This window comes from Cellulomonas sp. ES6, assembly GCF_030053835.1.
Taxonomy (GTDB): domain Bacteria; phylum Actinomycetota; class Actinomycetes; order Actinomycetales; family Cellulomonadaceae; genus Cellulomonas.
The window spans coordinates 81,305-105,059 of record NZ_CP125655.1 but is presented as its reverse complement, the minus strand read 5'-3'; the positions used below and the strand labels follow the sequence as shown (position 1 = coordinate 105,059).

Annotated in this window: 19 protein-coding genes; 4 read left to right on the top strand and 15 right to left on the bottom strand. The window is 75.0% G+C overall.

What is annotated here, in order from left to right; genetic code table 11:
• Positions 1 to 19: 19 nt before the first annotated feature.
• From P9841_RS00470 to gnd, 13 genes are all read right to left on the bottom strand, one after another.
• Positions 20 to 307, bottom strand: a complete 288-nt coding sequence (locus tag P9841_RS00470) for a ferredoxin family protein (protein WP_283320184.1) — start codon at positions 305 to 307, stop codon at positions 20 to 22.
• Positions 304 to 1,599 carry an FAD-dependent oxidoreductase gene (locus tag P9841_RS00465; protein WP_283320183.1) on the bottom strand — a complete coding sequence of 432 codons (1,296 nt, stop codon included), beginning with the start codon at positions 1,597 to 1,599 and terminating at the stop codon, positions 304 to 306. The genes P9841_RS00470 and P9841_RS00465 overlap by 4 nt, the downstream gene beginning before the upstream one ends.
• A complete protein-coding gene (locus P9841_RS00460) occupies positions 1,596 to 2,537 on the bottom strand; it encodes an electron transfer flavoprotein subunit alpha/FixB family protein (RefSeq protein ID WP_283320182.1) in 942 nt (313 codons plus the stop codon). The genes P9841_RS00465 and P9841_RS00460 overlap by 4 nt, the downstream gene beginning before the upstream one ends.
• A gap of 16 nt (positions 2,538 to 2,553) precedes the next feature.
• Positions 2,554 to 3,336, bottom strand: a complete 783-nt coding sequence (locus tag P9841_RS00455) for an electron transfer flavoprotein subunit beta/FixA family protein (RefSeq protein WP_283320181.1) — start codon at positions 3,334 to 3,336, stop codon at positions 2,554 to 2,556.
• A gap of 31 nt (positions 3,337 to 3,367) precedes the next feature.
• On the bottom strand, positions 3,368 to 4,750 hold the full coding sequence (locus P9841_RS00450; protein WP_283320180.1) for an MFS transporter: 1,383 nt from the start codon (positions 4,748 to 4,750) through the stop codon (positions 3,368 to 3,370).
• Positions 4,741 to 5,613 (bottom strand): MaoC/PaaZ C-terminal domain-containing protein, encoded by an 873-nt coding sequence (locus P9841_RS00445; RefSeq protein ID WP_283320179.1) that lies wholly within the window; start codon positions 5,611 to 5,613, stop codon positions 4,741 to 4,743. The genes P9841_RS00450 and P9841_RS00445 overlap by 10 nt, the downstream gene beginning before the upstream one ends.
• A 48-nt stretch (positions 5,614 to 5,661) precedes the next feature.
• Positions 5,662 to 7,272, bottom strand: coding sequence for an AMP-binding protein (locus tag P9841_RS00440; protein ID WP_283320178.1), 1,611 nt, complete (start codon positions 7,270 to 7,272; stop codon positions 5,662 to 5,664).
• A gap of 42 nt (positions 7,273 to 7,314) precedes the next feature.
• Positions 7,315 to 8,529: an L-carnitine CoA-transferase gene (gene caiB, locus P9841_RS00435; protein WP_283320177.1), complete on the bottom strand. Its 1,215-nt coding sequence runs from the start codon at positions 8,527 to 8,529 to the stop codon at positions 7,315 to 7,317.
• Positions 8,526 to 9,659, bottom strand: coding sequence for a crotonobetainyl-CoA dehydrogenase (gene caiA, locus P9841_RS00430; protein ID WP_283320176.1), 1,134 nt, complete (start codon positions 9,657 to 9,659; stop codon positions 8,526 to 8,528). The genes caiB and caiA overlap by 4 nt, the downstream gene beginning before the upstream one ends.
• Positions 9,644 to 10,669, bottom strand: coding sequence for an alpha/beta hydrolase fold domain-containing protein (locus P9841_RS00425; RefSeq protein ID WP_283320175.1), 1,026 nt, complete (start codon positions 10,667 to 10,669; stop codon positions 9,644 to 9,646). The genes caiA and P9841_RS00425 overlap by 16 nt, the downstream gene beginning before the upstream one ends.
• A complete protein-coding gene (locus P9841_RS00420) occupies positions 10,669 to 12,033 on the bottom strand; it encodes an MFS transporter (protein WP_283320174.1) in 1,365 nt (454 codons plus the stop codon). Before P9841_RS00420 ends, P9841_RS00425 begins: the two co-directional genes overlap by 1 nt.
• 397 nt (positions 12,034 to 12,430) lie before the next feature.
• Positions 12,431 to 13,702: a carboxylate--amine ligase gene (locus P9841_RS00415; protein WP_283320173.1), complete on the bottom strand. Its 1,272-nt coding sequence runs from the start codon at positions 13,700 to 13,702 to the stop codon at positions 12,431 to 12,433.
• Complete coding sequence (gene gnd / locus P9841_RS00410; protein ID WP_283320172.1) at positions 13,699 to 15,141, bottom strand: NADP-dependent phosphogluconate dehydrogenase; 1,443 nt, start codon at positions 15,139 to 15,141, stop codon at positions 13,699 to 13,701. The genes P9841_RS00415 and gnd overlap by 4 nt, the downstream gene beginning before the upstream one ends.
• A gap of 123 nt (positions 15,142 to 15,264) precedes the next feature.
• Between gnd and P9841_RS00405 the strand changes: the two genes are divergently transcribed.
• The 4 genes from P9841_RS00405 (at position 15,265) to P9841_RS00390 (ending at position 20,294) form a co-directional block, all read left to right on the top strand.
• Entirely contained in the window at positions 15,265 to 15,846 is a 582-nt protein-coding gene (locus P9841_RS00405; RefSeq protein WP_283320171.1) for a DUF3000 domain-containing protein, read from the top strand.
• Between the two features lie 161 nt (positions 15,847 to 16,007).
• Positions 16,008 to 16,616, top strand: coding sequence for a response regulator transcription factor (locus P9841_RS00400; RefSeq protein WP_283320170.1), 609 nt, complete (start codon positions 16,008 to 16,010; stop codon positions 16,614 to 16,616).
• Positions 16,617 to 16,693: 77 nt separating this feature from the next.
• Positions 16,694 to 17,944 carry an HRDC domain-containing protein gene (locus P9841_RS00395; RefSeq protein ID WP_283320169.1) on the top strand — a complete coding sequence of 417 codons (1,251 nt, stop codon included), beginning with the start codon at positions 16,694 to 16,696 and terminating at the stop codon, positions 17,942 to 17,944.
• Between the two features lie 103 nt (positions 17,945 to 18,047).
• On the top strand, positions 18,048 to 20,294 hold the full coding sequence (locus P9841_RS00390) for a 3-hydroxyacyl-CoA dehydrogenase NAD-binding domain-containing protein (protein ID WP_283320168.1): 2,247 nt from the start codon (positions 18,048 to 18,050) through the stop codon (positions 20,292 to 20,294).
• Positions 20,295 to 20,324: 30 nt separating this feature from the next.
• Here P9841_RS00390 and pflA read toward each other — a convergent pair whose 3' ends face one another.
• The gene (pflA, locus tag P9841_RS00385; protein WP_283320167.1) at positions 20,325 to 21,254 is read right to left on the bottom strand and encodes a pyruvate formate-lyase-activating protein; all 930 of its coding nucleotides are present in this window, start codon (positions 21,252 to 21,254) and stop codon (positions 20,325 to 20,327) included.
• 89 nt (positions 21,255 to 21,343) lie between these two features.
• Positions 21,344 to 23,611, bottom strand: coding sequence for a formate C-acetyltransferase (gene pflB, locus P9841_RS00380; RefSeq protein WP_283320166.1), 2,268 nt, complete (start codon positions 23,609 to 23,611; stop codon positions 21,344 to 21,346).
• Positions 23,612 to 23,755: the final 144 nt, after the last annotated feature.

The window sequence follows — 23,755 nt, the reverse complement described above, 5'->3', positions numbered from 1 at the left end:
GACGCCCCGCCCCGGCTGCTCAGCCCTCCCGGAACGCGACGCCGAAGCCGCCGCGCGGGTAGGTCCACTCCAGGACGCCGGGGTCGGCCACCGCGAGGCACGCGCCGCACTCGAGGCACGCGGCGTGCTCGACGCCGATCGTGCCGTCCGCCTCGCGGGAGTAGACCTTCGCGGGGCAGACGGCGATCAGCCGGTCGCCGCAGCCGGTGCGGCGCGCGAGCTCCTGGTCGACGCGGATGTGCGGCTGCTCCTCGTCGGTGACGTAGCTGTTGGCCGCGAGACGGTCCGGGACCGAGGTCGTCCTCACAGCGCCCGCACCCCCGCCAGGCCGTCGCGGACCAGGTCCCGCACCCGCACGGGCGAGCGCCGGAGCTCGGCACGCGCCACGTCGAGCAGGTGCCGGCGCGGCGTCAGGTCGTGGTCGTACACGCGGTGCAGGACGTCGCCCAGCAGCGCTCCGTAGTCGTGGTACATCCGCTCCCTCTCCAGGAAGGCCGGCGCCTTGGCGTAGGTCTGCAGGTCGCGCCCGGCGGTCGAGCCGAGGAGCTCCCGCCGGTACCCCGCCAGTCCGTCCCGCGAGGTGTCGCCCGCGTCGAGGGCCCGGCCGACCGCCGACGCCGCCGCCACCCCGGACGCGACCGCGAGGTCCATCCCGCGGACGGTGAGGCCGGTGTTGATGGTCAGCCCCGCCGCGTCGCCCACGACGACCATGCCGTCGGTGACGACCTCGCCGAGCATGGCCAGGCCGCCCTCGGCGACCAGGTGGCTGCCGTACTCCACCACCTCCCCGCCCTCGAGCAGCGGCGCCACGAACGGGTGCGCCAGGAAGTGGTCGAACACCGCCGCGGAGTCCTCGCCCTTCGCGACCAGGTCGTCCAGGCGCAGCACCACCCCGACGGACAGCGACGCGCGGTTCGTGTAGAGGAACCCGCCCCCGCCGACCCCGCGCGTGCAGTCCCCGACGACGGCGTACGCGACGCCCTCGTCGCCGGTCAGGTGGAACCGCTCGCGCAGCCGCTCCTCGGGCAGCGCGACGACGGCCTTCACCCCGAGCGCCAGGTGGTGCAGCGGCTCGCGGCCGCGCAGGCCCGCGCTCCGGGCGAGGAACGAGTTCACCCCGTCCGCGGCCACGACGACGTGCGCCCGCAGCTCGTCCTCCCCGGCGCGGACGCCGACGACGCGGCCGTCCTCGCGCAGCACCCCGTCGACGCGGACGCCGCTCAGCAGGTCGGCGCCGGCCTCCTCGCACTGCTCGGCGAGCCACGGGTCGAACCGGGCGCGCAGCACGGTCACCGCGTTCACGGGCTCCGCGAGCCGGCGGTCCTGGTAGTCGATGCCGACCGCGGACTCCGCGTTGAGGAGCTGGAGGTAGTTGCGGGTGATGCGGCGCTCGATCGGCGCGCGCTCCAGCAGGTCCGGGAAGACCTCCTCCAGGCCGCGCGAGTACAGCACCCCGCCGGACAGGTTCTTGGACCCCGGCGCCGCGCCGCGCTCGACGAGCGCCACCGACCGGCCCGCCTGCGCCAGCCGGTAGGCCGTGACGCAGCCCGCGATGCCCGCGCCGACGACGACGACGTCGAAGTCCGGCTCGGCGGTCACGACGCGGCCCCCGGGCCGGGCGCCGCCAGCGCCGCGGTGAGCGCCGGCAGCACCTCGTACAGGTCGCCCACCACGCAGTAGTCGGCCTCGGCGAAGTACGGGCAGCCGGGGTCGGTGTTGATGGCGACGACGGTGCCCGCGCCGCGGGCCCCGACGACGTGCTGGAGCTGCCCGGACACGCCGGCGGCGACGTACAGCTCGGGCGCGACGTGCTGGCCGGTCACGCCGACGTACCGGTCGTGCGGCAGCCACCCGACGCCCTCCGCGAGCGGCCGGGAGCACGCCACCTCGGCGCCGAGCGCCGCGGCGAGGCCCTCCACGAGCGCCAGGTCCTCCTGGCGCCGCACGCCCCGGCCCGCCGCGACCACGCGCGGGGCGCGGGACAGGTCGACCGCCGCGCGCTCCGCGACCCTGGTGGCGGTCACGGTCACGGCCGGGTCGGCGGGTACGGCCCCGGCGTCCACGACGGGGGCGGTGCCGCCGTCCGCGCCGGTGCCGCCGTCCGCGGCGGTGCCGCCGTCGGTGACGACGACGGCCGGGCCCGTGACGCGCTCGGTCCGCTCGGCGATGCCGCCGAAGACCGAGCGCGTCACCTCGACGCCGCCGTCCGCGACCTCGACGGCCCGGACCATGGTGAGGACGGGCGCGGCCAGGCGGGCGGCGACGGCGCCCGCGAGCACGCGGTCCGCCGGGCGGGGCGCGGCGAGCACGAGCGCGGGCGCGGCGTCCGCGACGAGGCCGGCCACGGCGGCGGCGCAGGTCTCCGCGGGGGCGCCGGGAGCGGGCTCGACATGCAGCACCCGGTCGACGCCGGGCGTGCGGGCCACGGCGGCGGCGGTCCGACCGTCGCCGACGACGACGACGGTGGTCGGGCCGGCGGCGAGCTCCACCAGGCGGCCGATGCGGGCGTCGCCCGCGGTGAGGATGTAGGTGGTCACGATGGGTCTCCCTCGGTCAGATCACGGCGTCGGCGCGCAGCGCCGCCACGAGCTCGGCGGCGGCGGCGGGCGCGTCGGAGGCGTCGACCACCTGGCGGCGGCGGGCCCGCAGCGCGGGCGGGGCGGTGCCGACGACGTCCGGCCCGGCCGGCAGCTCGACGGGCAGGGTCTGCAGGTCGAGCTGCTCGACCGGCCGCTTGCCCGCCGCCAGGATGTCCTTCATCCCGGGGACGCGCGGGACGACGGCGTCCGCCGCGACGGCGAGCACCACCGGCCCGCGCACCGCGAGGTCCTCCGAGCCGGTCCCGGTGGCGCGCTCGACGGTCAGCGACGCGGTGCCGCCGTCGACCGCCGAGACCGCGCCGACGCCGAGCAGGGCGGGCCAGCCGAGCGCGCCGGCCAGCACGGCGGGGACGAGCTGCGCGCCGGAGTCGACGGACGCGTCGCCCGCGAGCACCACGTCCACCTCCCCGACGTGCCGCACGAGCGCCGCCAGCGCGAGCCCGGTCGCGGTGGTCCCCGCGGCGGCGAGCGCCGGGTCCGCCAGCACGACCAGCCGGTCCAGCCCGCGTGACAGCAGCGACTTGCGGGCCAGCGCGGACGCCACGTCGGGGCCGCCGACCGTGACGCCGACCAGCTCGGAGCCGGTGGCGTCGGCCAGCAGCCGGCCGACCTCCACGGCCACCGGGTCGTACTCGGACACCGCGGGCTTCGCGCGGCCCCAGTCCACGGCGCCGTCGGGTCCGACGGACGCGTCCTGGGGGTTCGGGGCCCACTTGCAGGCCACGACGATGGTCATCTGGTTCTCCTTGCGTCGGTGACCGCGGGGGTCACGGTCGGTGCGGCACGCCGGGGTCGGGGGCGGGCCGGCGGCGGCCGGGGGGTCCCAGCCGCAGGGCGGCGGACTCGGTGAGGGTCAGGCCGCGGGTCTCGGGCGCCGCGAGCACCGAGACGACGAGGCCGAGGCCGGAGATCGCGGCGCCGGCGAGCATGGTGGCGCGGGTCCCGTGCGCGAGCAGGAACCCCGGCAGCACGTACGTGGACACGACCGTGCCGATGCGGCTCACGGCCATCGCGGCGCCCACGGCGGAGGCGCGGATCTCCGTGGGGAACAGCTCGTTCGGGTACAGCCACTGCAGGTTGCCCGGCCCGCCGGAGAAGAACGCGTACAGCCCGAGGCACGCGACGACGGCCGGCAGCGCGGGCGACGGCAGGGCGCCGAGCACCGCGAGCGCCGCGGTCATGATCGCGAAGCTGACGACGAGCAGCCGGCGGCGGCCGAGCGAGTTCGCCCAGTGCATGGCGGGCAGGCAGCCCACGAGGAAGAACGTGCCGATGACGATCTCGCCGAGCGTCGCGACCTGGCGCTCGCCGAGCCCGAGCTCGCCCATGATCTGCGGCCCGTAGGTGTAGATGGCGAACATCGGTGCCGCCTGGCAGAGCCAGATGGTCCCGACGAACAGCACCTTTCCGAGGTAGCCGCGGCGGAACAGGGCGGCGTAGGACTCCGTCCGCTCGGGTTCGGGCTCGAGCTGCACGTCGGCGCCGAGCACCCGGTGCACGATGGCGCGCGCCTCCTCGCCCCGGCCGCGGCGGGCCAGCCACCGCGGCGACTCGGGGATGTCCCACCGCCCGATGAGGATGACCAGGCAGGGCACGACGGCGCTGGCGAGCATCCACCGCCAGCCGCCGTCGACGTCGAGCAGCAGGTACCCCACGAGGTAGGCGGCGTTGGCCCCGAGGTACCAGGCGGCGGCGATCAGCCCCATGGAGACCGAGCGGTGCCGGCGGGGCGTGAACTCGGCGACGAGCGACGTCGCGATCGGGTAGTCCGCGCCGATGACGACGCCGATGGCGAACCGCATGGCGACGAGCTGCCAGGGCTCCGCGACCAGGGCCGTCGCCGCGGAGATGACCGCGATGCCGATGATGTCGACCACGAACATCCGCTTGCGGCCGATGCGGTCGGTCAGGTAGCCGCCGACCGACGTGCCGAGGAACAGCCCGACGAGCGCCGCGACGCCGACGAGGGCGGTCCAGCGGGCGTCGAGGTCCAGGGCGGGCGTGAGCTGGATGAGCGCGACCCCGATGATCGACAGCACGTACCCGTCGAGGAACGGCCCGCCGGCGGAGAACAGCGTCACCCGCTTGAGGAACGGCGTCATCCCCACGTCGTCGAGCAGCACCGTCTGCCGCCCGGGGCTCAGCTCCACTCGACGACCCCCCAGTTGAGGTGCGGCTTGGCGGTCGGGTCGTCGGCGTCGACCAGGCGGAAGTGCGCCCGGTGCTCGTCCATGCGCCACAGCTCGGTGCGCAGCGTCGAGCCGGGCAGCACGGGCGCGGTGATGCGGGTCTTGAACCGCCGGAGCCGCTCGGGCTCGCCCGGGAACAGCGAGCGGATGGCGTGCCGGCAGACCACGCCCGCGAAGCTCACGGCGTGCAGGATCGGCCGGGGCTGGCCGTTCGCGGCGGCGTACTCCCAGTCCACGTGCTGCGGGTGGTAGTCCCCGGAGAGCCGGTAGATGAGCGCCTGGTTCTCGGGGATGCGCTCCTCGACGGCAATGTCGGCGGGGCGGTCGGGCATCTCCACGAGGTCCTTCGGCGCGGCCGGGCCGCCCCAGCCGCCGTCGTAGATGAGGCAGTCCCACGACTCGTTCGTGAACAGCAGCGTGCCGTCCTCGTCGCGGGTCTCGCCGACGTGCTGGGCGAGCAGGCCCTTGCCCGGGCCGCGGTCGTAGAGGCCCTTGAGCAGCACGCGGGTCGACAGCCGGCCCTCGAGCCGGGTGATCGGCTGGTGGAACGTCAGGTCGAAGCTCCAGTGCAGGGACCCGGCGTAGTCGTAGCCGTAGTCGATGGTGCGCGTGACCTCGGAGTCGACGATCGGCATGGCGCCGAACGTCGGCAGCACCTTCATGCCCTTCTCGTAGACGTACTCCAGGTCGGTGCGGCCGTCCACGGCGCACCCGGACCCGAGCGCGAACAGGCTGAGGTCCCGGGTGGTGTACTCGCGCTCGAACGGGCCGAACCACTGCCCGACCATCTCGGTCTTGATCGCCATGTCGTGCTGCTCCTCCATCGGTGCGGGTGGTGCGGGGACGTACGGGGTGGTGCGGGGTCGTGCGGGTCAGGACCGGGCGGGCCGGGCGCCCTCGGCGGGCCGGGCGCCCCGGGCGCGCCCCGCGGTGCCAGAGGCCCGGGCGGCCGCGCGGGCGGACAGCGCCCCGGTGGCGACCTTGTAGCTGGCGGTGCGCGGCAGCCGGTCCGCGACCTGGACGGTGCCGGGGACGGCGGGTGCCGGCAGGTGCGCGGCGCAGTGGGCGCGGACGTCCGCCTCGGTGAGCGCGACGCCGGGCCGCGGGACGACGACGGCGAGCACCGCCTCGTCGTAGACCGCGTCGGGGACGCCGACGACCGCGGCCTGCGCGATGCCGGGGTGCGCGAGCAGCACCGCCTCGACGCGCGCCGGGGAGACGTTCTCCGCGCCGCGCTTGATGATCCGCGAGCGCCGGTCCAGGAAGTAGTACCAGCCGTCGGCGTCCACGTACCCGAGGTCGCCCGTGCGCATCCAGCCGTCGGCGTCGTACGCCGCCGCGGTGGACTCCGGGTCGTCGAGGTACCCCGCCATGAGGCTGACGCCGGGCTCGCCGCGGAGCTGGATCTCCCCCGGCTCGCCGGGCGGCAGCGCGCGACCGTCCGGCCCCGCGACGCGCGCCTCGTAGCCCGGGCCGACGCGGCCGACGGACGGCCAGCGCCGCTCGCCGGCGGGCGGGTCCGTGATCGCCCCGACCAGGCACTCGCTGGTGCCGTACGAGTTGAGCAGCCGGACGCCGAAGCGGCGCTCGTACTCCAGCTTCTCGGCGTCGGGCAGCGGCAGGTAGTACAGGATCTCGCGGACGTCGTGGTCCCGCTCCCCCGGCTCGACGGGCCGGCACAGCTGGGTGCGCACGATCATCGCGATGGACTGCACGACGGTGGCGCGGTGCGCCTGCACCTGGTGCCAGAACCGCCGCGCCGAGTACCGCTCGACGACCACCAGGGTGGCGCCGGCCGCGACCACCGGCAGCAGCGCGTTGAGCTGGAAGTTCACGTGGCAGGCGGGCATGGTCGTCAGCAGCCGGTCGGCGGGGGTGAGCGCGGCCTGCCACTGCACGAACCGCCCGGAGAACACCAGGTTGGCGTGGGTGAGGACGACGCCCTTGGGGGTGGCGGTCGACCCGGACGTGAACACCACCCCGGCGGTGTCGCTCCCGGTCACGCCGGCGCCGAGGGGCTCCCCGGTCCCGGGTGCGCCCGCCGCGCCCACCGCGTCGACGCCCACCGCGCCCGCGGCCGCCGGCCCCACGACCCGCAGCCCGGGCACCCCCGCGTACCGCCCGGCCGCCTCCGGCGTGCAGACGGCGAGCCGCGCCCGGACCCGCTGCGCCACGTGCGCGCACTCCGGCGCCGGGCTGCCCGGGTCCTGCACCACCGCGACCGCGCCGGAGACCATGACGGCCAGCAGGTGGCGCACCAGCTCGGCGCCCAGCGGCAGGTGCAGCACCACGGCGTCCCCGGGGCCGACCCCGAGCCGGCGCAGCGCGGCGGCCGCGGACGCCACGAGGGCGTCGAAGTCGGCGTAGCCGAACGTGCGCACCGCGCCCGCGGCGTCCTCGGCCACCAGGAACGGGTGGTCGCCCCGCCGGCGCACCTGGGCGTGCCACAGGTCGCCGAGCGTCTCCTCGCGTGCAGTGTCCATGGTCGTGCCGGGCCCGGGGACGACGCCCCGGGCCCGCGTCGTTCACCCTCTCCGGATCGTCCCGTCGGCCGCCAGGCGCTCGATGCGCTCCGGCGCGTACCCCGCCTCGGCGAGCACGGTGTCGGTGTCCATGCCGAGCGTCGGCATGGGGCGCCAGATCCGGCCCGGGTGTCGGACGAACTTCGGCACGATGCCGACGCCGCGCACGGGGTCGCCGTCGTGCGTGCGCCAGTCGACGATCGCCTCGCGCTGCGCCACGTGCTCCTCGGCCAGCAGGTCGTCGAACTCCAGCACCGCGTTCGCCGCGATCCCGACGGCCGAGAGCTCGTCCTCGAGCTCCCGCGCCTTCTGGGTGAGGCAGAACGCGTCGAGGTGCTCCTCGATGAGCTGCGCCGCGGGCCCGTCGAGCCAGAGCGCCGCGGTGTCCTCCGGGTAGTCCTCGGTCCCCCACAGGTGCCCGAGGCCGATGCGCTCCAGCAGGTACTTGTTCTGCGGGACGCCGTAGACGCACAGCCCGATGAACCCGTCCGCGCACCGGTACTCGCCGATGCCGCACAGGTTGGGGTGCCGGGCGCCCGGGCGCGGGTAGCGGGTGCCGGCGTTGAGGTAGTCCATGAGGTAGTACGCGCCGACGCGCAGCATCACCTCGTACATCGCCACGTCGATGCTCTCGCCCTGCCCGGTGGTCCGGGCCTTGTGCAGGGCCGCGAGCGCCGACGCCGTGACCATCTCGGACGTGAAGTAGTCCCCCACGTACGGCAGCGGCGCCATGGGCTGCTCGGGGGTGCCGTTCTGCGCGAGGTAGCCGGAGTACGCCTGGACGGTGAGGTCGTAGGCGGCGCGGTTCACGCGCTCGGGCACGCCGTACTGGCCGAAGCCGGACACGTGCACGATGACGAGCGCGGGGTTGCGCTCCCAGAGCAGCTCGTCGGTGATGCCGCGCCGGGCGTACGTGGGTCCCTTGGACGACTCGATGAAGATGTCGGCGTCCGCGACCAGGTCCAGCAGCACCTCGCGGCCCTGGTCGGTGAACGGGTTCAGGGCGACGGACCGCTGGTTGCGGCGCTCCATCTCCTTGACCCAGGCGGTGTCGCGCATCGAGTCGCCCGTGCGGGTGTTCTCGATCCACACCACGTCGGCGCCCCACTCGGCCATCAGCGCGGCGGCCGTGGGCGCGGCGATCTCGACGGCCGCGTAGACGACCTTCACGCCGGACAGCACGCCGAACTCGGGGACGGCGCCCCCGGCGGCGCTCACCGGTACTCCTTGAGCGCCGCGCGGGCGACGGTGAGCACCATCATCTCGTCGGTGCCCCCGGAGATCCGCTCCACGCGCAGGTCGCGGTAGAACCGGGCGACCCGGTGGGCGCCGGTCACCGCGATGCCGCCCAGCACCTGGATCGCGTCGTCGACGACCTGCGCCGCCGCCTGCGTGCAGTACAGCTTGGCCATCGACGCGTCGCCCTTGCCGAGCAGGCCGTGGTCGGCCTTCCAGGCGGTCTCGTAGACCATCGCGCGCATGGTGGTGAGCGCGATGCGCATCCGGGCGATCTTGTCCTGCACGAGCTGGTAGCGGCCGATCGCCTGCCCGCCCTGCTCGCGCTGGTTGGCGTACCGCACGGCGTCCTCGAACGCGCACAGCGCCCAGCCGTAGTCGCACGCCGCCACGAGGAACCGCTCCAGGTCGAAGTCCGCGACGGTCCGCGCGAAGCCCTGCCCCTCGCCGCCGAACCGGTCCTCCTCGCGCAGCTCCACCTGGTCGAAGTAGATCTCGCAGCACGAGTCCATGCGCAGGCCCAGCTTGTCGAGCGGCTCGCGCGTGATCCCGGGCAGCGACAGGTCGACGAACCACTCGGTGTACTGGTCCATGTCGTCGGCGTCGCGCGCCATGACCACGAGCTGGTCCACGCCCAGGGACGAGGTGATGAACGTCTTGTGGCCGTTGAGGTAGACCTTGCCGTCGCGACGCGTGTACGTGGTGGACATCGCGGCGAAGCTGGAGCCGGCGCCCGGCTCGGTCATCGCGAAGTTCCAGATCTGCCTGCCGGTCCCGACGTAGGACAGGATCCGCTCGATCTGCTCGGGCGTGCCGACCTCGAGCACGGTGCGCAGCGTCGGCAGCTGGTACAGCACGTACGTGGGTGCGCCCAGGCGGCCTAGCTCCTCCCAGACCGCCGCGACGGTCGTCCAGCCGGCGTCGAGCCCGCCGTGCTCCTCGGGCAGCAGGATCGTGTCGACCCCCAGCCCGCACAGCGCGGCGACCCAGCGCTGCGGGTAGGCGTGCTCGGCGTCGCACTGCGCGAAGTACGGCTCCCAGCTCTCGCTCTCCATCAGCTCGCGGACGGCCTGGACCATCAGCTGCTGGTCCTCGGTCAGTCGGAAATCCATCGGTGGGCCTCTCGGTTCTCCAGGGGGTGGTGCGCGGGCAGGCGGTGCGCGCGCAGGAACGCGGCGCCCGCCGCCAGGGCCTCCCGGGCCTCGGGCAGCGTCCGGGAGCAGTGCAGGAAGCCGTGCAGCACGCCGGTCAGCACGTGCAGGCGGTGCGGCACGCCGTGGTGCTCCAGCAGCCCGGCGAGGGCCACGGAGTCGTCCAGCAGCGGGTCGAGGTCGGTCGCGGCCACGTAGGTCGGCGGCAGCGACGCGAGCAGGTCCGGGTCGGCGCCGAGGCAGTCGACCGCCGGGCCGGTGAGGTCGTCCGGGCCCGCGGTGTAGGCCGCGGTGTAGAACGCCAGGTCCTCCGGGGCGAGCCCGTCCCACGGGCCGCCCAGCAGGCGCCGCGATGCGGAGTCGCGCAGCCCGTACAGGCCGTACCAGAGCAGCAGCGCGGACGGTCGCGGCCCGTCGGCGGCCCGCAGGTGCAGGGCCGTCGCCAGGGCGATCGACGCGCCCGCCGAGTCACCGGCCAGGGCGACCGGCCCGGGCGGGACACCCAGGTCGCCGGGGTGGGCCGCGAGGTGCCGCACGACGGCCGCCGCCTCCTCGACGGCCTGCGGCACCTTGGCCTCCGGCGAGAGGCTGTACGCGACGCCGACCACCACCGCGCCGCCGGCCGCGGCGAGCTCGCGCAGGATGCGGTCGTAGGAGTCCAGGTCCCCGAGCACGAACCCGCCGCCGTGCAGGTAGACGACCGTGCCGGCCGGACCCGGGTCCCCGGGGACGGGCTCGGGGTGGTGCACCCGGACGGGCACCGGCCCGTGCGGGGTGGCCACGACGGCCGACGTGCTGCGCGCCATCCGCGGCCCGCCCTCGTTCCACCAGCGGTGCTCAGCGGCGTAGTTCGCCCGCAGCACCTCCAGGTCGGACCCGGGCCGGGCCAGCCGGGCCGCGAGGTCGGCCTGGATCTCCAGGACCTCCCGCATCCCCGGGGTGAGGCGCGCCAGCACGTCGACCGCCGCCATCAGGCCGCCGCCCCCACCGCCGCGGCGCCCGTGGTGTCCCCGGCGCCCGCGGCGTACGCGGCCTCCAGGCGGCCCCGGTGCGAGCGCACGTAGAGCTGCAGGGCGAGCGCGGCCAGCGCGGCCACCACGGCGATCGCGGCGAGGATGAGGAACACCGTCGGGTACGCGGTCGTCACGTCGCCCGCGGCCTCCGCGTCGTCCAGGATCGAGCCGAGCCAGATCGAGGAGAACGTGTCGGGCAGGAACCCGATGACCGACAGCACGCCGGTGGCCGCGCCGAACGCCGCGAGCGGCACCTTGCCCTCGGTCAGCATGCCGGAGCAGATGCCGAACACGCCGTTGGCGATGAACCCGAGCGCGACCGCCAGCACCGCGATCGCGACGATGCTGCCCTCCTCGCCCGGCAGCGCCGCGACGACGCCGAACGCGACGGCGGCGAGCGCCGAGCCGATCCAGATCACCAGCGAGGACTTCTTCGCCTTGTGGGCGAGCATCCCGAACAGCGGGCCGGCGAGCAGGGTGATGCCGTAGGTCCGCACGACCGAGACCGCGTTGGTGACCGTGGCGTCCGCGCCGAGCGCCGTCATGTACGGCGCCGTGTAGGACGTGCAGGTGTAGAAGAAGTAGACGAAGAACAGGCAGCCGGACGTCAGCAGCACCACCGGGTTGGCCAGCGCCCGCCAGGCGTCGACGAGCACGGCCCGCACGGAGCCCTCGCCGCTGATCTCACCCTCGAACCGCGGGATGAACACCAGCGACAGCACGCCGAGCAGCGCGATCATCGCGCCGATGACCAGCAGGAAGGTCCGGAACGCGCCCTGCGCGTCGTCGGCGAATGCCGACAGCACCCACGTGCCGATGACGCCGATCAGCAGGCCGGCCGCGCCGTAGAACCCGTAGCTGATGCCGATCGAGCGCGAGTAGTCCTCCTCGGTGGAGACCAGCCGCACGAGCTTGTACCGCACGCCCCACCACAGCAGGATCGTGGACAGGCCCATGCCGATGAAGATCCCGATCAGCACGCCGAACGACGGCAGCATCGCGTACCAGAACGTCAGCGCCGCGGTCGTGAAGAAGCCGGTGGCGGACAGCGTGCGCATGCGCACCCGGTCGGCGATGAGGCCGGAGAACAGGTAGACCGCGACGGCGGTCCAGGCGTACGCGCTCATGAGCTGCCCGACCTGCGTGTTGGTCAGGTGCAGCGACTCGAGCTGCGCGTCGTAGAAGGTGTTCTTCAGGTAGGCCGGGGCATAGATGGTGGAGCTGCCCATGCTGACCAGGATCAGCACGATCCATCGACGGGCCGGGCTGAGCCCCGCCGCCCCGACCTCCCGGTCGGCCGAGCCGATAGTCCTGCGCGACATCCGACGCCCTCCTCAGCGAGCCCCGACTCCCGTGTCGGGGCGATCACGGGACAACCTGCCGGGTCCGCGGGGCCGCTCGGGGCGCTCGCGCGCCGCCCGGTCGCGCTTGGGTAGGCCGCCCCTCGGCCTTGCGTACCGCGCGCGACGGGTTCGGTACCGGCGCCGGACGACTTTGCGAACCGAGTCACAAGGTAGTGCGCCGTGGGGCGCCGGACCTGGGACCGGGCCTGGGCCCGGGGCCCCGGGCGGAGCAGGTCCGGGGCGGAGCAGGTCCGGGCGCAGCGGGCACGCGGCGCGAGGGGCCCGGCGCGCGAGGTGGCCGCACGCAGCACGCCCCGGCCCCGACGCGGGTGGCGTGCCTAGCGTCGGGACCGGGGCGTGCCGGCCGGGTCGGGGCTCAGAACCCCGTGCCGGTGACCTCCGGGTAGTACCGGCGGAACTTGCGCACCTGGTTGAGCGCGGCCGCGAACGCGTACCAGCGCCGGCGCGGGCCGGCGTCGCCCCGGTAGCGCAGCGGGTGCGCCACCCGGCGGGACCGGATGAGCTCCCGCACGCGCCCGGCGAGCGCCGGGTCGAGCACGTACCGCAGCAGCAGCCGGTGCGGGAGGATCGAGTAGAGCACCTCGGTGTCCACGACGACGGGCTCGACGGCGCGGCCCAGCACGCGGTCCTCCACGAGGAACCGGGCGACGTTCGCCCCGGCGGCGGTCACGTAGTAGTTGTTGCGCCCGATGCGGGGGTTGACCTCGAAGAACCGGTACGTCCCGTCGCGCGGGTCGACCTTCACGTCGAAGTTCGCGAACCCGACGTAGCCGACGCCTCGCAGGAACGCCGCCGCCTGGTCGAGCATCCCCTGCTCGCGGCTGACCACCATCGCGGCGGGGTTCCCGAGGCCCGACGGGGTGTGCTCCTCGAGCAGCACGTGCGCGGAGCACAGCAGGGTGATCTCCCCGCGGCTATCGACGTACGCGGTGACGGACCGCATCTGCGTGTCGTCGCCCGGCACGAGCTCCTGCACCACGAACCGGCCCCGGAACCCGGCGGCGCGCAGCGAGTCCCACAGCGCGTCCAGCTCGGACGGGGTGCCGATCTCGAAGACCTTCTTCTTCCCCGGGAACGACACCTCCTGGTAGTCCGCGCTGCTCGCCGCCTTCGCGATGAGCGGGTACGGCACGTCCACCGGCACGGGCGCCCACGCGGGGTCGTCCGCACCCGCGAAGTCCTGCACGATCGTGCGCGGCACGTCCAGACCGAGCGAGGTCGCGACCTCGGCGAAGGTCGCCTTGTCCGACAGCCGGTCCAGCAGGTCCTGCGACAGGAACGGCACCACGTAGTGCGGCTCGAGCTCTGCCCGGTGCTGGACGACGACGCGCACCAGCCAGTCGGAGTTCGCGAGCAGCACCAGCCGGCGCCCGGCCTGCTCGCGGGCGACGCGCAGCAGGGCGTCGACGAGCTGGCGGGGGTCGTGCCCGTCGGCGACCAGGACGTTGTCGAGGATCGCCGAGTGCGCGACGGGGCCGAGCGCCGCGCCGCTGACGACGATGCTCCGGACCCCGTACTCCTCGTGGAACGCCCGGGCGAGCGCGTACACGCCGATGTCGGCGCCGAGGACGACGGGCTGCAGGTCGCGCAGCGCGTCGTCCCCGGGCGCGGGGACCGCGGCGCTCACGCGGGCTGCTCGGTGCGGTCGCCGGACCAGTCGGTGTGGAACGTGCCGTCCTTGTCGGTGCGCCGGTAGGTGTGCGCACCGAAGAAGTCGCGCTGCGCCTGGATCAGCGCCGCCGGCAGCCGCTCGGCGCGCACGCCGTCGTAGTACGCCAGCGACGACGAGAAGGCGGGCACGGGGATGCCGGCGAGCGCGGCCTGCGCGACGACCCGGCGCCACGCCGCGACCCCGTTCGCCACCGCGCCGGTGAAGTACTCGTCGGCCAGCAGCAGCGGCAGGTCGGCGTCGCGCTCGTACGCCTCGGTGATCCGGTTGAGGAACCGCGCGCGGATGATGCAGCCGCCCCGCCAGATGCGGGCCATCGCACCGCGGTCGATGTCCCAGCCGTTCTCGGCGGACGCCGCGGCGATCTGGTCGAAGCCCTGGGAGTACGCGACGACCTTGGACGCGTACAGCGCCAGGCGCACGTCCTCGACGAACGCGTCCCGGTCGGCCACCGCGATCGGCTCGGCGTGCGCGGGCAGCGTGCCGCGGGCGGCCGTGCGCTGCGGGACGGAGCCGGACAGCGCACGGGCGAAGGTCGCCTCGGCGATCCCGGTGATCGGCACGCCCAGGTCGAGGCCGTTCTGCACCGTCCAGCGGCCGGTGCCCTTCTGCTCGGCCTGGTCCAGCACGACGTCCACGAACGCCGACCCGGTCTCCGCGTCGACCTGGGACAGCACCTCGGCGGTGATCTCGATGAGGAACGACTCCAGGTCGCCCTCGTTCCAGGTCCGGAAGATGTCCGCGATCTCCGCCGCGCCCGCGCCCAGCCCCTGCTTGAGCAGGTCGTACGCCTCGGCGATCAGCTGCATGTCGGCGTACTCGATGCCGTTGTGCACCATCTTGACGAAGTGCCCCGCGCCGTCCGGTCCGACGTACGTGCAGCACGGCACGCCGTCCACCTTGGCGGAGATGTCCTCGAGGATCGGCCCGAGCACGGCGTACGACTCGCGCGAGCCGCCCGGCATGATCGACGGGCCGTTCAGGGCGCCCTCCTCGCCGCCGGACACGCCGGTCCCGACGAAGTGCAGCCCCTTCTCGCGCAGGGCGGCCTCGCGCCGGCGGGTGTCGGGGAAGTGCGCGTTGCCGGCGTCGACCACGATGTCGCCCTCGTCCAGCAGGGGCACGAGCTCGTCGATGACGGCGTCGGTCGCGGGGCCGGCCTTCACCATGACGATGATCGTGCGCGGGCGCTGCAGCGACGCGACGAACTCCTCGGTGGTCGCCGACGGCACGAACGTGCCCTCGTGGCCGTGGTCCGCGACCAGCGAGTCGGTGCGGGCCTGCGAGCGGTTGTGCACCGCGACCGCGTAGCCGTGCCGGGCCAGGTTCCGGGCCAGGTTCCGGCCCATGACGGCCAGGCCGGTGACGCCGATCTGTGCGGCAGGTGCGTCGGACATGCGCGGGGGCTCCTTCGGGAGGCGGTCGGCGGCGGTGCCAGGGACCCTTCACCCTAGTGCGGGCGCCGGCCGACCGGCGTGGCTCGCCCACCCTCCGGGCGCCCGCCCCTACGCTCGGCTGCTGTGAGCACCGGCCCCCGTGACGCGCCACCGGAGTTCCTGCGCGCCCTGCGCTCGCTGCGCGGCGTCACGCTGCGTCCCGAGGTCTCGCTGGAGGAGGCGCCCGGGCCCAGCCGCATCGCCCCGTACACCGCGGCGCTGGTCGCGGAGGTCCGCAGCAGCCGGCGCGACCCGGAGGCCGACGCCCTGGCCACGGGCCGCTTCGTCGTGCTGCACGACCCGGCGGGCCAGGAGGCGTGGGAGGGCGCGTTCCGCCTGGTGACGCTCGTGCGGGCGACGCTCGAGCCCGAGGTCGGCCAGGACCCGCTGCTCGCCGAGGTGGCGTGGAGCTGGTTCTCCGACGCCCTGGCCTCGGCCGACGTCGACGCCCACGCCGCGGGCGGGACCGTGACGCGGGTGCTGTCGCAGTCCTTCGGCGCGCTGGACGAGCGCCCCGAGCTGTGCGAGCTCGAGCTGCGGGCCTCCTGGACGGCACGCGAGCCCGACCTGGCCCCGCACCTGCGGGCCTGGGGGGTGCTCCTGTGCACCGTCGCGGGGCTCCCTCCGCTGCCGGACGGCGTCGTGTCGCTGGGCCTGCGGCACTGACCTCGCACGGCGCCACGACACGCCGTCGCGCCGCTCACGTGACCGCCGATCACGTGACAAGGCACCCGGGCGCACGACACGATGTCACCCGTTCCGCTCAAGACACGGGCGCGACGGGCCGATAAAGGGGGCAAGTGATGGACCGTCGAGGGGGCGCAGCAGTGAGCTTCGAGCCGATCAGACAACGGACGGGCGCGCCGAGCGCGCCCGCCGCCGGCCGCACCGGTCCGGGCGCTCCCGCGACCCACGCCGCGCCCTCCTCGCGCGTGGCGGCGCTCGCCCCGCAGACCCGCCGCCCGGCCGCCCCCGGCGCGGACCCCCGCCGGCGCGGTCTCGGCCAGATGTGCGTCGTCGTCACCGAGCTCGCGGAGGGCGACGGGCAGGCGCTCGTGCGCAACCTGCGACGCCGCGGCTCCGGCCGGGTCATCCTGCTCGCCCGGCGCGCGGGCCGCCGCGACCTCGTCGGCCTGCTCACCGGCGGCCTGCGGGGAGCCGTCGCCACCGACCCGAACGCGGTCGTCGGGCTGCCCGGCACGGCACCCGGCGCCGTGCCGTCGCCGTTCGCCCGCAGCCGGCCCGACCTGACCACCCGCGAGCTGTCCGTGCTGCGGCTGGTGGCCGACGGCTTCAGCAACCGCGCCATCGGCGAGGAGCTCGGGCTGTCCGCGCTGACGGTCAAGAGCCACCTCGCGCGCATCTCCCGCAAGCTCGGGACCGGCGACCGCGCCGCCCTGGTGGCGATCTCGATCCGGACCGGGCTGCTGTCCTGACCCGACGGCCCGAGGCCGCCCGGCCCCGCAGCGTGCCGTACCGCGGGGCGGGGGCGGCGACGGCCTACGGTTGACCCATGCAGTCCGTCCCCCAGCCGGCCGGCGCCCCGGCCGAGCCCGACGTGGTCCCCCTGACCGAGCCCGCCGAGGGCGTCCCCGCGGTCGTCGACACGCCCGAGGCGTTCGCGCGCGTGGTCGAGGCGTTCGGCGCGGGCACCGGCCCCGTTGCGGTCGACGCCGAGCGGGCCTCCGGGTACCGCTACGGCCAGCACAACTACCTGGTGCAGCTCCGGCGCGAGGGGGCCGGCACCGCGCTGATCGACCCGGTCGCGCTGCCCGACCTGTCCCCGCTGTCGGACGCCCTCGTCGGCGTCGAGTGGGTGCTGCACGCGGCCTCGCAGGACCTGCCCGCGCTCGCCGAGCAGGGCATGCGTCCCTCGCGGGTGTTCGACACCGAGCTGGGCGCGCGCCTGCTCGGCCTGGAGCGCGTCGGGCTGGCGGCGGTGGTCGCCGAGCTGCTGGGCCTCGGCCTGGCGAAGGAGCACTCGGCCGTCGACTGGTCGACCCGGCCCCTGCCCGAGCAGTGGCTGCGCTACGCGGCGCTCGACGTCGAGGTGCTGGTGGAGCTGCGCGAGGTGCTGGCCGAGCGGCTCGCCCTGGCCGGCAAGGCCCAGTGGGCCGCCGAGGAGTTCGAGGCCGTCCGGCTCGCGCCCCCGCCGGCGCCCCGCGTGGAGCCGTGGCGTCGGGTCTCCGGGGTGCACGCGATCCGCGACCCGCGCCGGCTGGCCGTCGTCCGGTCGCTGTGGGAGACGCGCGACGAGAACGCCCGGCAGCGGGACATCTCCCCCGGCCGCGTGCTTCCCGACGCCGCGATCGTCGCCGCCGCGCAGGCGCTCCCCCGCTCGGTCCCGCAGCTCGTGGCGCTGCCGCCGTTCTCCGGCAAGGGCACCCGGCGGCGCGCCGCGCTCTGGCAGCGCGCCGTCGACGCCGGCCTCGCGCTGCCCGACGACCAGCTCCCGTCCTCCCGCGGCCCGCGCACCGACGCCCCGCCGCCGCCCCGCGCGTGGGCCGACCGCGACCCGGCGGCCGCCGCGCGCCTCACCGCGGCCCGGGCGGTCGTCGCGGAGCTGTCGGAGACGCACCACGTCCCCGCGGAGAACCTGCTGCAGCCCGACCTGCTGCGGCGGGTGTGCTGGACGCCGCCCGAGCCCGCGGACGCGGCGCACCTCGCCGAGCGGCTGGCCGCGGGCGGGGCGCGGCCGTGGCAGGTCGGGCTGCTCGCCGAGCGGCTGGCCGCGGCGTTCGCGGAGCAGGGCGCCCCGGCGTAGCCCGGCCGACCTCACGCCGCGGTCGGGCGTCCCGCGACAGCGCCGGGGTGCGCGGTTAGGGTCGCGGGTGTTCCGCCGGACACCGACGTCCCAGGGAGACCGCATGCGCCACGCCGCCGAGGCACCGTCCACGACCAGCTCCGCCCCGCAACGCGCCGGGGGCGACGCGCCGTCCGGCCGCCGTGCGGCACCGGCCGCGCCGACCGGTCCCGGCCCCGCGGCACCGCCGGCCGAGCTGCTGGCGTCGCTGCCCGCCGAGCCGGCGGACCACGTGCTGCGGGTCGACGCGCGCGACGTGGCGCTGCCGGACGACGGCGGCGTGCTCGCGGTCCTCACCCTCACGGCGGCCGACGAGCGGCGGCCGACGACGCTCGGCCCGCGGGGGCTCGTCGCGTTGCACGAGGCGCTGGTCGCCGTGCGCGGGCGGGCGGAGCGCGGCGAGGTCGCCGCCGTGGCGGTCACCGGCCGGCCGGGCTGCTTCGTCGCGGGCGCCGACCTCGGCGTGGCCCGCACCCTGCGCGACCGGTCGGACGGCCACGCGCTGGGGGCGGCCGGGCACGCCACCCTGCGGCTGCTCGGCGAGATGCCCGTGCCCACGGTCGCGTGGATCACCGGCCACGCGCTCGGGGGCGGGCTGGAGCTGGCGCTGCACTGCGACCACCGCGTCGTCGCCGCGGGGGTGCGGTCGCTCGGCCTGCCGGAGGCCTCGCTCGGCATCGTCCCCGGCTGGGGCGGGTGCTGGCTGCTCCCCCGGCTGGTCGGCCTCCCCGCGGCGGTCGAGCTCGCCGTCCTGCGCCCGCTCGCCGGGAACCGGCTGACCACCGCCGAGCAGGCGCTGGCGACCGGGCTGGTGGACGCCGTGCTGCCCGCCGACGGGTTCGACCGCCACGCGCTCGCGTGGACCGCGGGGACGCTGCGCGCCGGGGACGCGGTGCCCGACCGGCGTGGCGCAGCCGTCCCGCCGGTGCCGCCCGGGGAGGCGGACCCGGTCGCCCGGGCCGCGGCCGTGCTGGACGCCCGGCTGCACGGCGCCGCCCCGGCGTACGCCCACGTGCTGGACCTGCTCGCGCGGGCGGGCGCGCGCGACCGGGACGCCGGCTTCCGGGCGGAGGACGACGCGCTCGCCGCGCTCCTGGTGTCCGACCAGGCGCGCGCCGCCCTCTACGCGGCGGAGCTCACGGGCCCCGGCTCGCGCCGGGCCGCGCGCACGGACGGGCCCGGCGCCGACCCGCGTCCCGTGCGGTCCGTCGGCATCGTCGGCGCCGGCCTGATGGCGGCGCAGCTCGCCGTGCTGCTCGGGTCCCGGCTGGACGTGCCGGTCGCGATGCGCGAGGTGGACGACGAGCGCGCCGCGGCCGGGCGGCGGCGCGTCGAGGACCTGGTGGCGCAGGCCGTGGACCGGGGCCGGCTCGACGAGGACGCGGGCCGCCGGCTCGTCGACCGGGTCCGCGTCGGCACCGACCTGGCGGACCTCGCGGGCGCGGACCTCGTCGTCGAGGCCGTGACCGAGGTGCTCGACGTGAAGCGGGCCGTGTTCGCCGAGCTGGAGCAGCGGGTGCGCCCGGACTGCGTGCTGGCCACGAACACGTCCGCGCTGTCGGTGACCGCGATGGCCGACGGGCTCGCCCACCCCGGGCGCGTCGTCGGGCTGCACTTCTTCAACCCCGTCGCGCAGATGCCGCTGGTCGAGGTCGTCGCGGCCGGCGCGTCCGACGCCGCGTCGCTCGCCACCGCGGTCGACGTCGCCCGGCGCGCCGGCAAGACCGTCGTGCGGACCACCGACCGGCCCGGGTTCGTGGTCAACCGCGTGCTCCTGCGGATGCTCGCGGACGTCCTCGCCGCGGTCGCGGACGGCACGCCCGTCGAGGTCGCGGACGCCGCTCTGCGGCCGCTCGGCCTGCCGATGTCCCCGTTCGCGCTGCTGCAGCTCGTGGGCCTGCCCGTGGCGCGGCACGTGCTGGTCACGCTGCACGACGAGCTCGGCGACCGCTACCCCCTGTCGCCCGGGCTCGACCGCCTCGTCGAGCAGGGCCGCACGGTCACGCGCACCGGTCCGGCCGGGCTCCCCGAGGTGGACCCGGCCGTGCAGGACGCGTTCGGCCCGGCCGGGGGCGGCGACGGCCACGCGGTGCTGGAGCGCGTCGCCCGCGGGCTGGCCGAGGAGATCGGCCTGCTGCTCGCCGAGGGCGTCGTCCCCGGGCCGGAGCAGGTCGACCTGGCGATGCTGCTCGGTGCGGGCTGGCCGGCGCACCTCGGCGGCATCTGCCCGTGGCTGGACCGCGAGGGGTGGTCCGAGCGGGTGCTCGGGCGGCGGCTGCTGGCGCCGGGCGTCGCGTCCGCGCCGGCGTGAGCGCGGGCCCGGCCGTTCCGCAGCTGCGGCTCAGAAGACGGTGAGGCCCCGGTCCCGGAACTGCTGGCGCACGCGGGCGACCAGCTCGGGGCTCGGGGGCTGGGTGTCCTCGAGCTCGTAGGCCATGCCGAGGCTCGCCCACTTGTCGCGGCCCATCTGGTGGAACGGCAGGACCTCCACCCGGGTGACCGTGTCGAGCGTCGCGACGTAGTCGGCCACGGCGTCCACGTTCTCCGGGGCGTCGGTGAGCCCGGGCACGAGCACGAACCGGACCCAGATCTCCGTGCCGCTGGCCGCGACCCGGCGGCCGAAGTCGAGCGTGGGCTGCAGCTCGCGGCCGGTGGTCCGCTTGTAGGTCTCGGGGATGCCGGACTTCACGTCCAGCAGCACGAGGTCGATGTCCGCCAGCATCTCGTCCGTGCAGTGCGCGCCGAGGTAGCCGGAGGTGTCGATCGCCGTGTGGACGCCGAGCTCCTTCGCGCCGCGCAGGATGCGGGCGACGAACGCCGGCTGCATGAGCGGCTCGCCGCCGGAGATCGTCAGCCCGCCGCCCGTGACCTCGAACACCGCGCGGTACCGGGCGATGCGGCGCAGCAGCTCCTCGGCGAGCACGGGCTCACCGCGGCGCATCTCCATCGTGTCGGGGTTGTGGCAGTACAGGCAGCGCAGCGGGCAGCCGGCGAGGAACGTCGTGAGCCGCGTCCCGGGGCCGTCGACAGCGGTGACGAGCTCCCACGAGTGCAGCGAGCCGAGCTCGCCGGCGCGCATCTGCGCGAACTTCTCGCTGCGCTCGGCGGCCGAGACCTCGAGCCCGGCGGTGCCGGCGGAGGACCGGTGGTGCGAGCCGCCGACCACCGGCACGCCGAGCTGGATCACCGGGGCGCCGACCTCGCCGCGGACGTCGCCACCGTCGGGGGCGGACGCGCAGGCCGGGACCTCGTGCTCGACGGTGCTGGTCATCTCGGCCTCCTCCGGTGCGGTCGTGCGGGGTGGTGCGGGGCGGGTGCCCGGCCGGGTCTGCTCCCCCGGCCGGGCACCCCGCGTGGGGGTCAGAGCCCGCCGTGGAACGTCCGGGACAGCACGTCGAGCTGCTGCTCGCGCGTCAGCCGGACGAAGTTCACGGCGTAGCCGGACACCCGGATGGTGAGCTGCGGGTACTTCTCGGGGTGCTCCATGGCGTCCTCGAGGGTGTCCCGGTTGAGGACGTTGACGTTCAGGTGGTACCCGGAGGACACGTTGTACGCGTCCATGAGGCCCACCAGGTTCGCCACCTGCTCGTCCTTGGTGCGGCCGAGGCCCGAGGGCACGACCGTCGAGGTGAGCGAGATGCCGTCCATCGCCTCGGAGTACGGCAGCTTCGCGACCGACATCGCGGAGGCGAGCATGCCGTGCGAGTCGCGCCCGTTCATCGGGTTGGCGCCCGGGGCGAACGGCTCGCCGGCGCGGCGGCCGTCGGGGGTGTTGCCCGTGGCCTTGCCGTAGACGACGTTCGACGTGATGGTCAGCACCGACTGGGTGTGCAGCGCGTTCCGGTACGTCTTGTGGTGGCGGATCTTCTCCATGAAGGCCTTGGTGATGCCCACGGCGATGTCGTCCGCGCGGTCGTCGTCGTTGCCGTACTTCGGGTAGTCGCCCTCGATGACGTAGTCCGTCACCAGGCCGTCCTCGTCCCGCACCGGCGTGACCTTGGCGTACTTGATGGCCGACAGCGAGTCCGCGACGACCGACAGGCCGGCGATGCCGCACGCCATGGTCCGCAGGATCGTCCGGTCGTGCAGGGCCATCTCGAGGCGCTCGTACGCGTACTTGTCGTGCATGTAGTGCACGCAGTTGAGCGCGTCGACGTAGGTCTCGGCCAGCCAGTCGAGCAGCTTGTCGTACTTCGCCGCGACGTCGTCGTAGTCCAGCACGTCGCCCTCGACCGGGGCGCTGACCGGCGCGACCTGCTTGCCGGAGACCTCGTCGCGGCCGCCGTTGATCGCGTACAGCAGCGCCTTGGCGATGTTGACGCGGGCGCCGAAGAACTGCATCTGCTTGCCGACCCGCATCGGGGAGACGCAGCACGCGATGGCCGCGTCGTCGCCCCAGGAGGTGCGGATGAGCTCGTCGGACTCGTACTGGATCGCCGAGGTGTCGATCGAGACCTGCGCGCAGAACTTCTTGAAGCCCTCGGGCAGCCGGTTGCTCCACAGCACGGTCAGGTTCGGCTCCGGGGCCGGGCCGATGTTGTAGAGCGTCTGCAGGAACCGGAACGACGACTTGGTGACCAGCGGCCGGCCGTCCTCGCCGATGCCGCCGATGGACTCGGTGACCCAGGTCGGGTCGCCGGAGAACAGCGAGTCGTACTCGGGGGTGCGCAGGAACCGCACGATGCGCAGCTTGATGACGAAGTCGTCGATGAGCTCCTGCGCGAACTCCTCGGTGATCGCACCGGAGGCGAGGTCGCGCTGGATGTAGACGTCGAGGAAGGTCGAGACCCGGCCCAGCGACATGGCCGCGCCGTTCTGCTCCTTCACGGCGCCGAGGTAGGCGAAGTACAGCCACTGCACGGCCTCGCGGGCGTCGGTGGCCGGCTTGGAGATGTCGTAGCCGTAGGAGGCGGCCATCTGCTTGAGCTCGACGAGCGCGCGGATCTGCTCCGCGTTCTCCTCGCGGTCGCGGATGATGTCCTCGACCGACGGCTCCATGTCCATCTCGTGCCGCTCGAGGCGCTTGCCCTCGATCAGCGCGTCGATGCCGTAGAGCGCGACGCGGCGGTAGTCGCCGATGATCCGGCCGCGGCCGTAGGCGTCCGGCAGGCCGGTGATGATGTGCGAGGAGCGGGCCGCGCGGACGTTCGGCGGGTAGACGTCGAACACGCCGTCGTTGTGCGTCTTGCGGTACGTCGTGAAGATCTTGGCGACCTCGGCGTCGACCTCGTAGCCGTAGGTCTCGAGCGACTTCTCGACCATGCGCCACCCGCCGTTGGGGATCATGGCGCGCTTCAGCGGGGCGTCGGTCTGCAGGCCGACGATGAGCTCGTTGTCCTGGTCGATGTAGCCCGGGGCGTGGGACACGATGGTCGACGGGGTGTGGTTGTCGATGTCGTACACGCCCTTGGCGCGCTCCTCCGGGAACATCGCGCTGAGCTTCGCCCAGATGCCCGTGGTGCGCTCCGTCGGGCCGGCGAGGAACGCCGAGTCGCCCGTGTACGGGGTGTAGTTGCGCTGGATGAAGTCGCGGACATCGATCCCGTCACACCAGGGTCCGGTGACGAAACCGCTCCAGGCACCCGCGGTGGCGTCGGTGCCGGACTGGGGTACTGCGGTGGTGGACATGTGATGCTCCCTCGCTGAGGACGTCGTACTCGTGACGCTATTCACGAGGTCATGGGATGTCTTGGGACCGAGGTCCCAACCCGCGCCCGACCAGCGGGAACACGGACGTGACGGTGCTCACGTGGGCGCGCGCGACGCACCCGG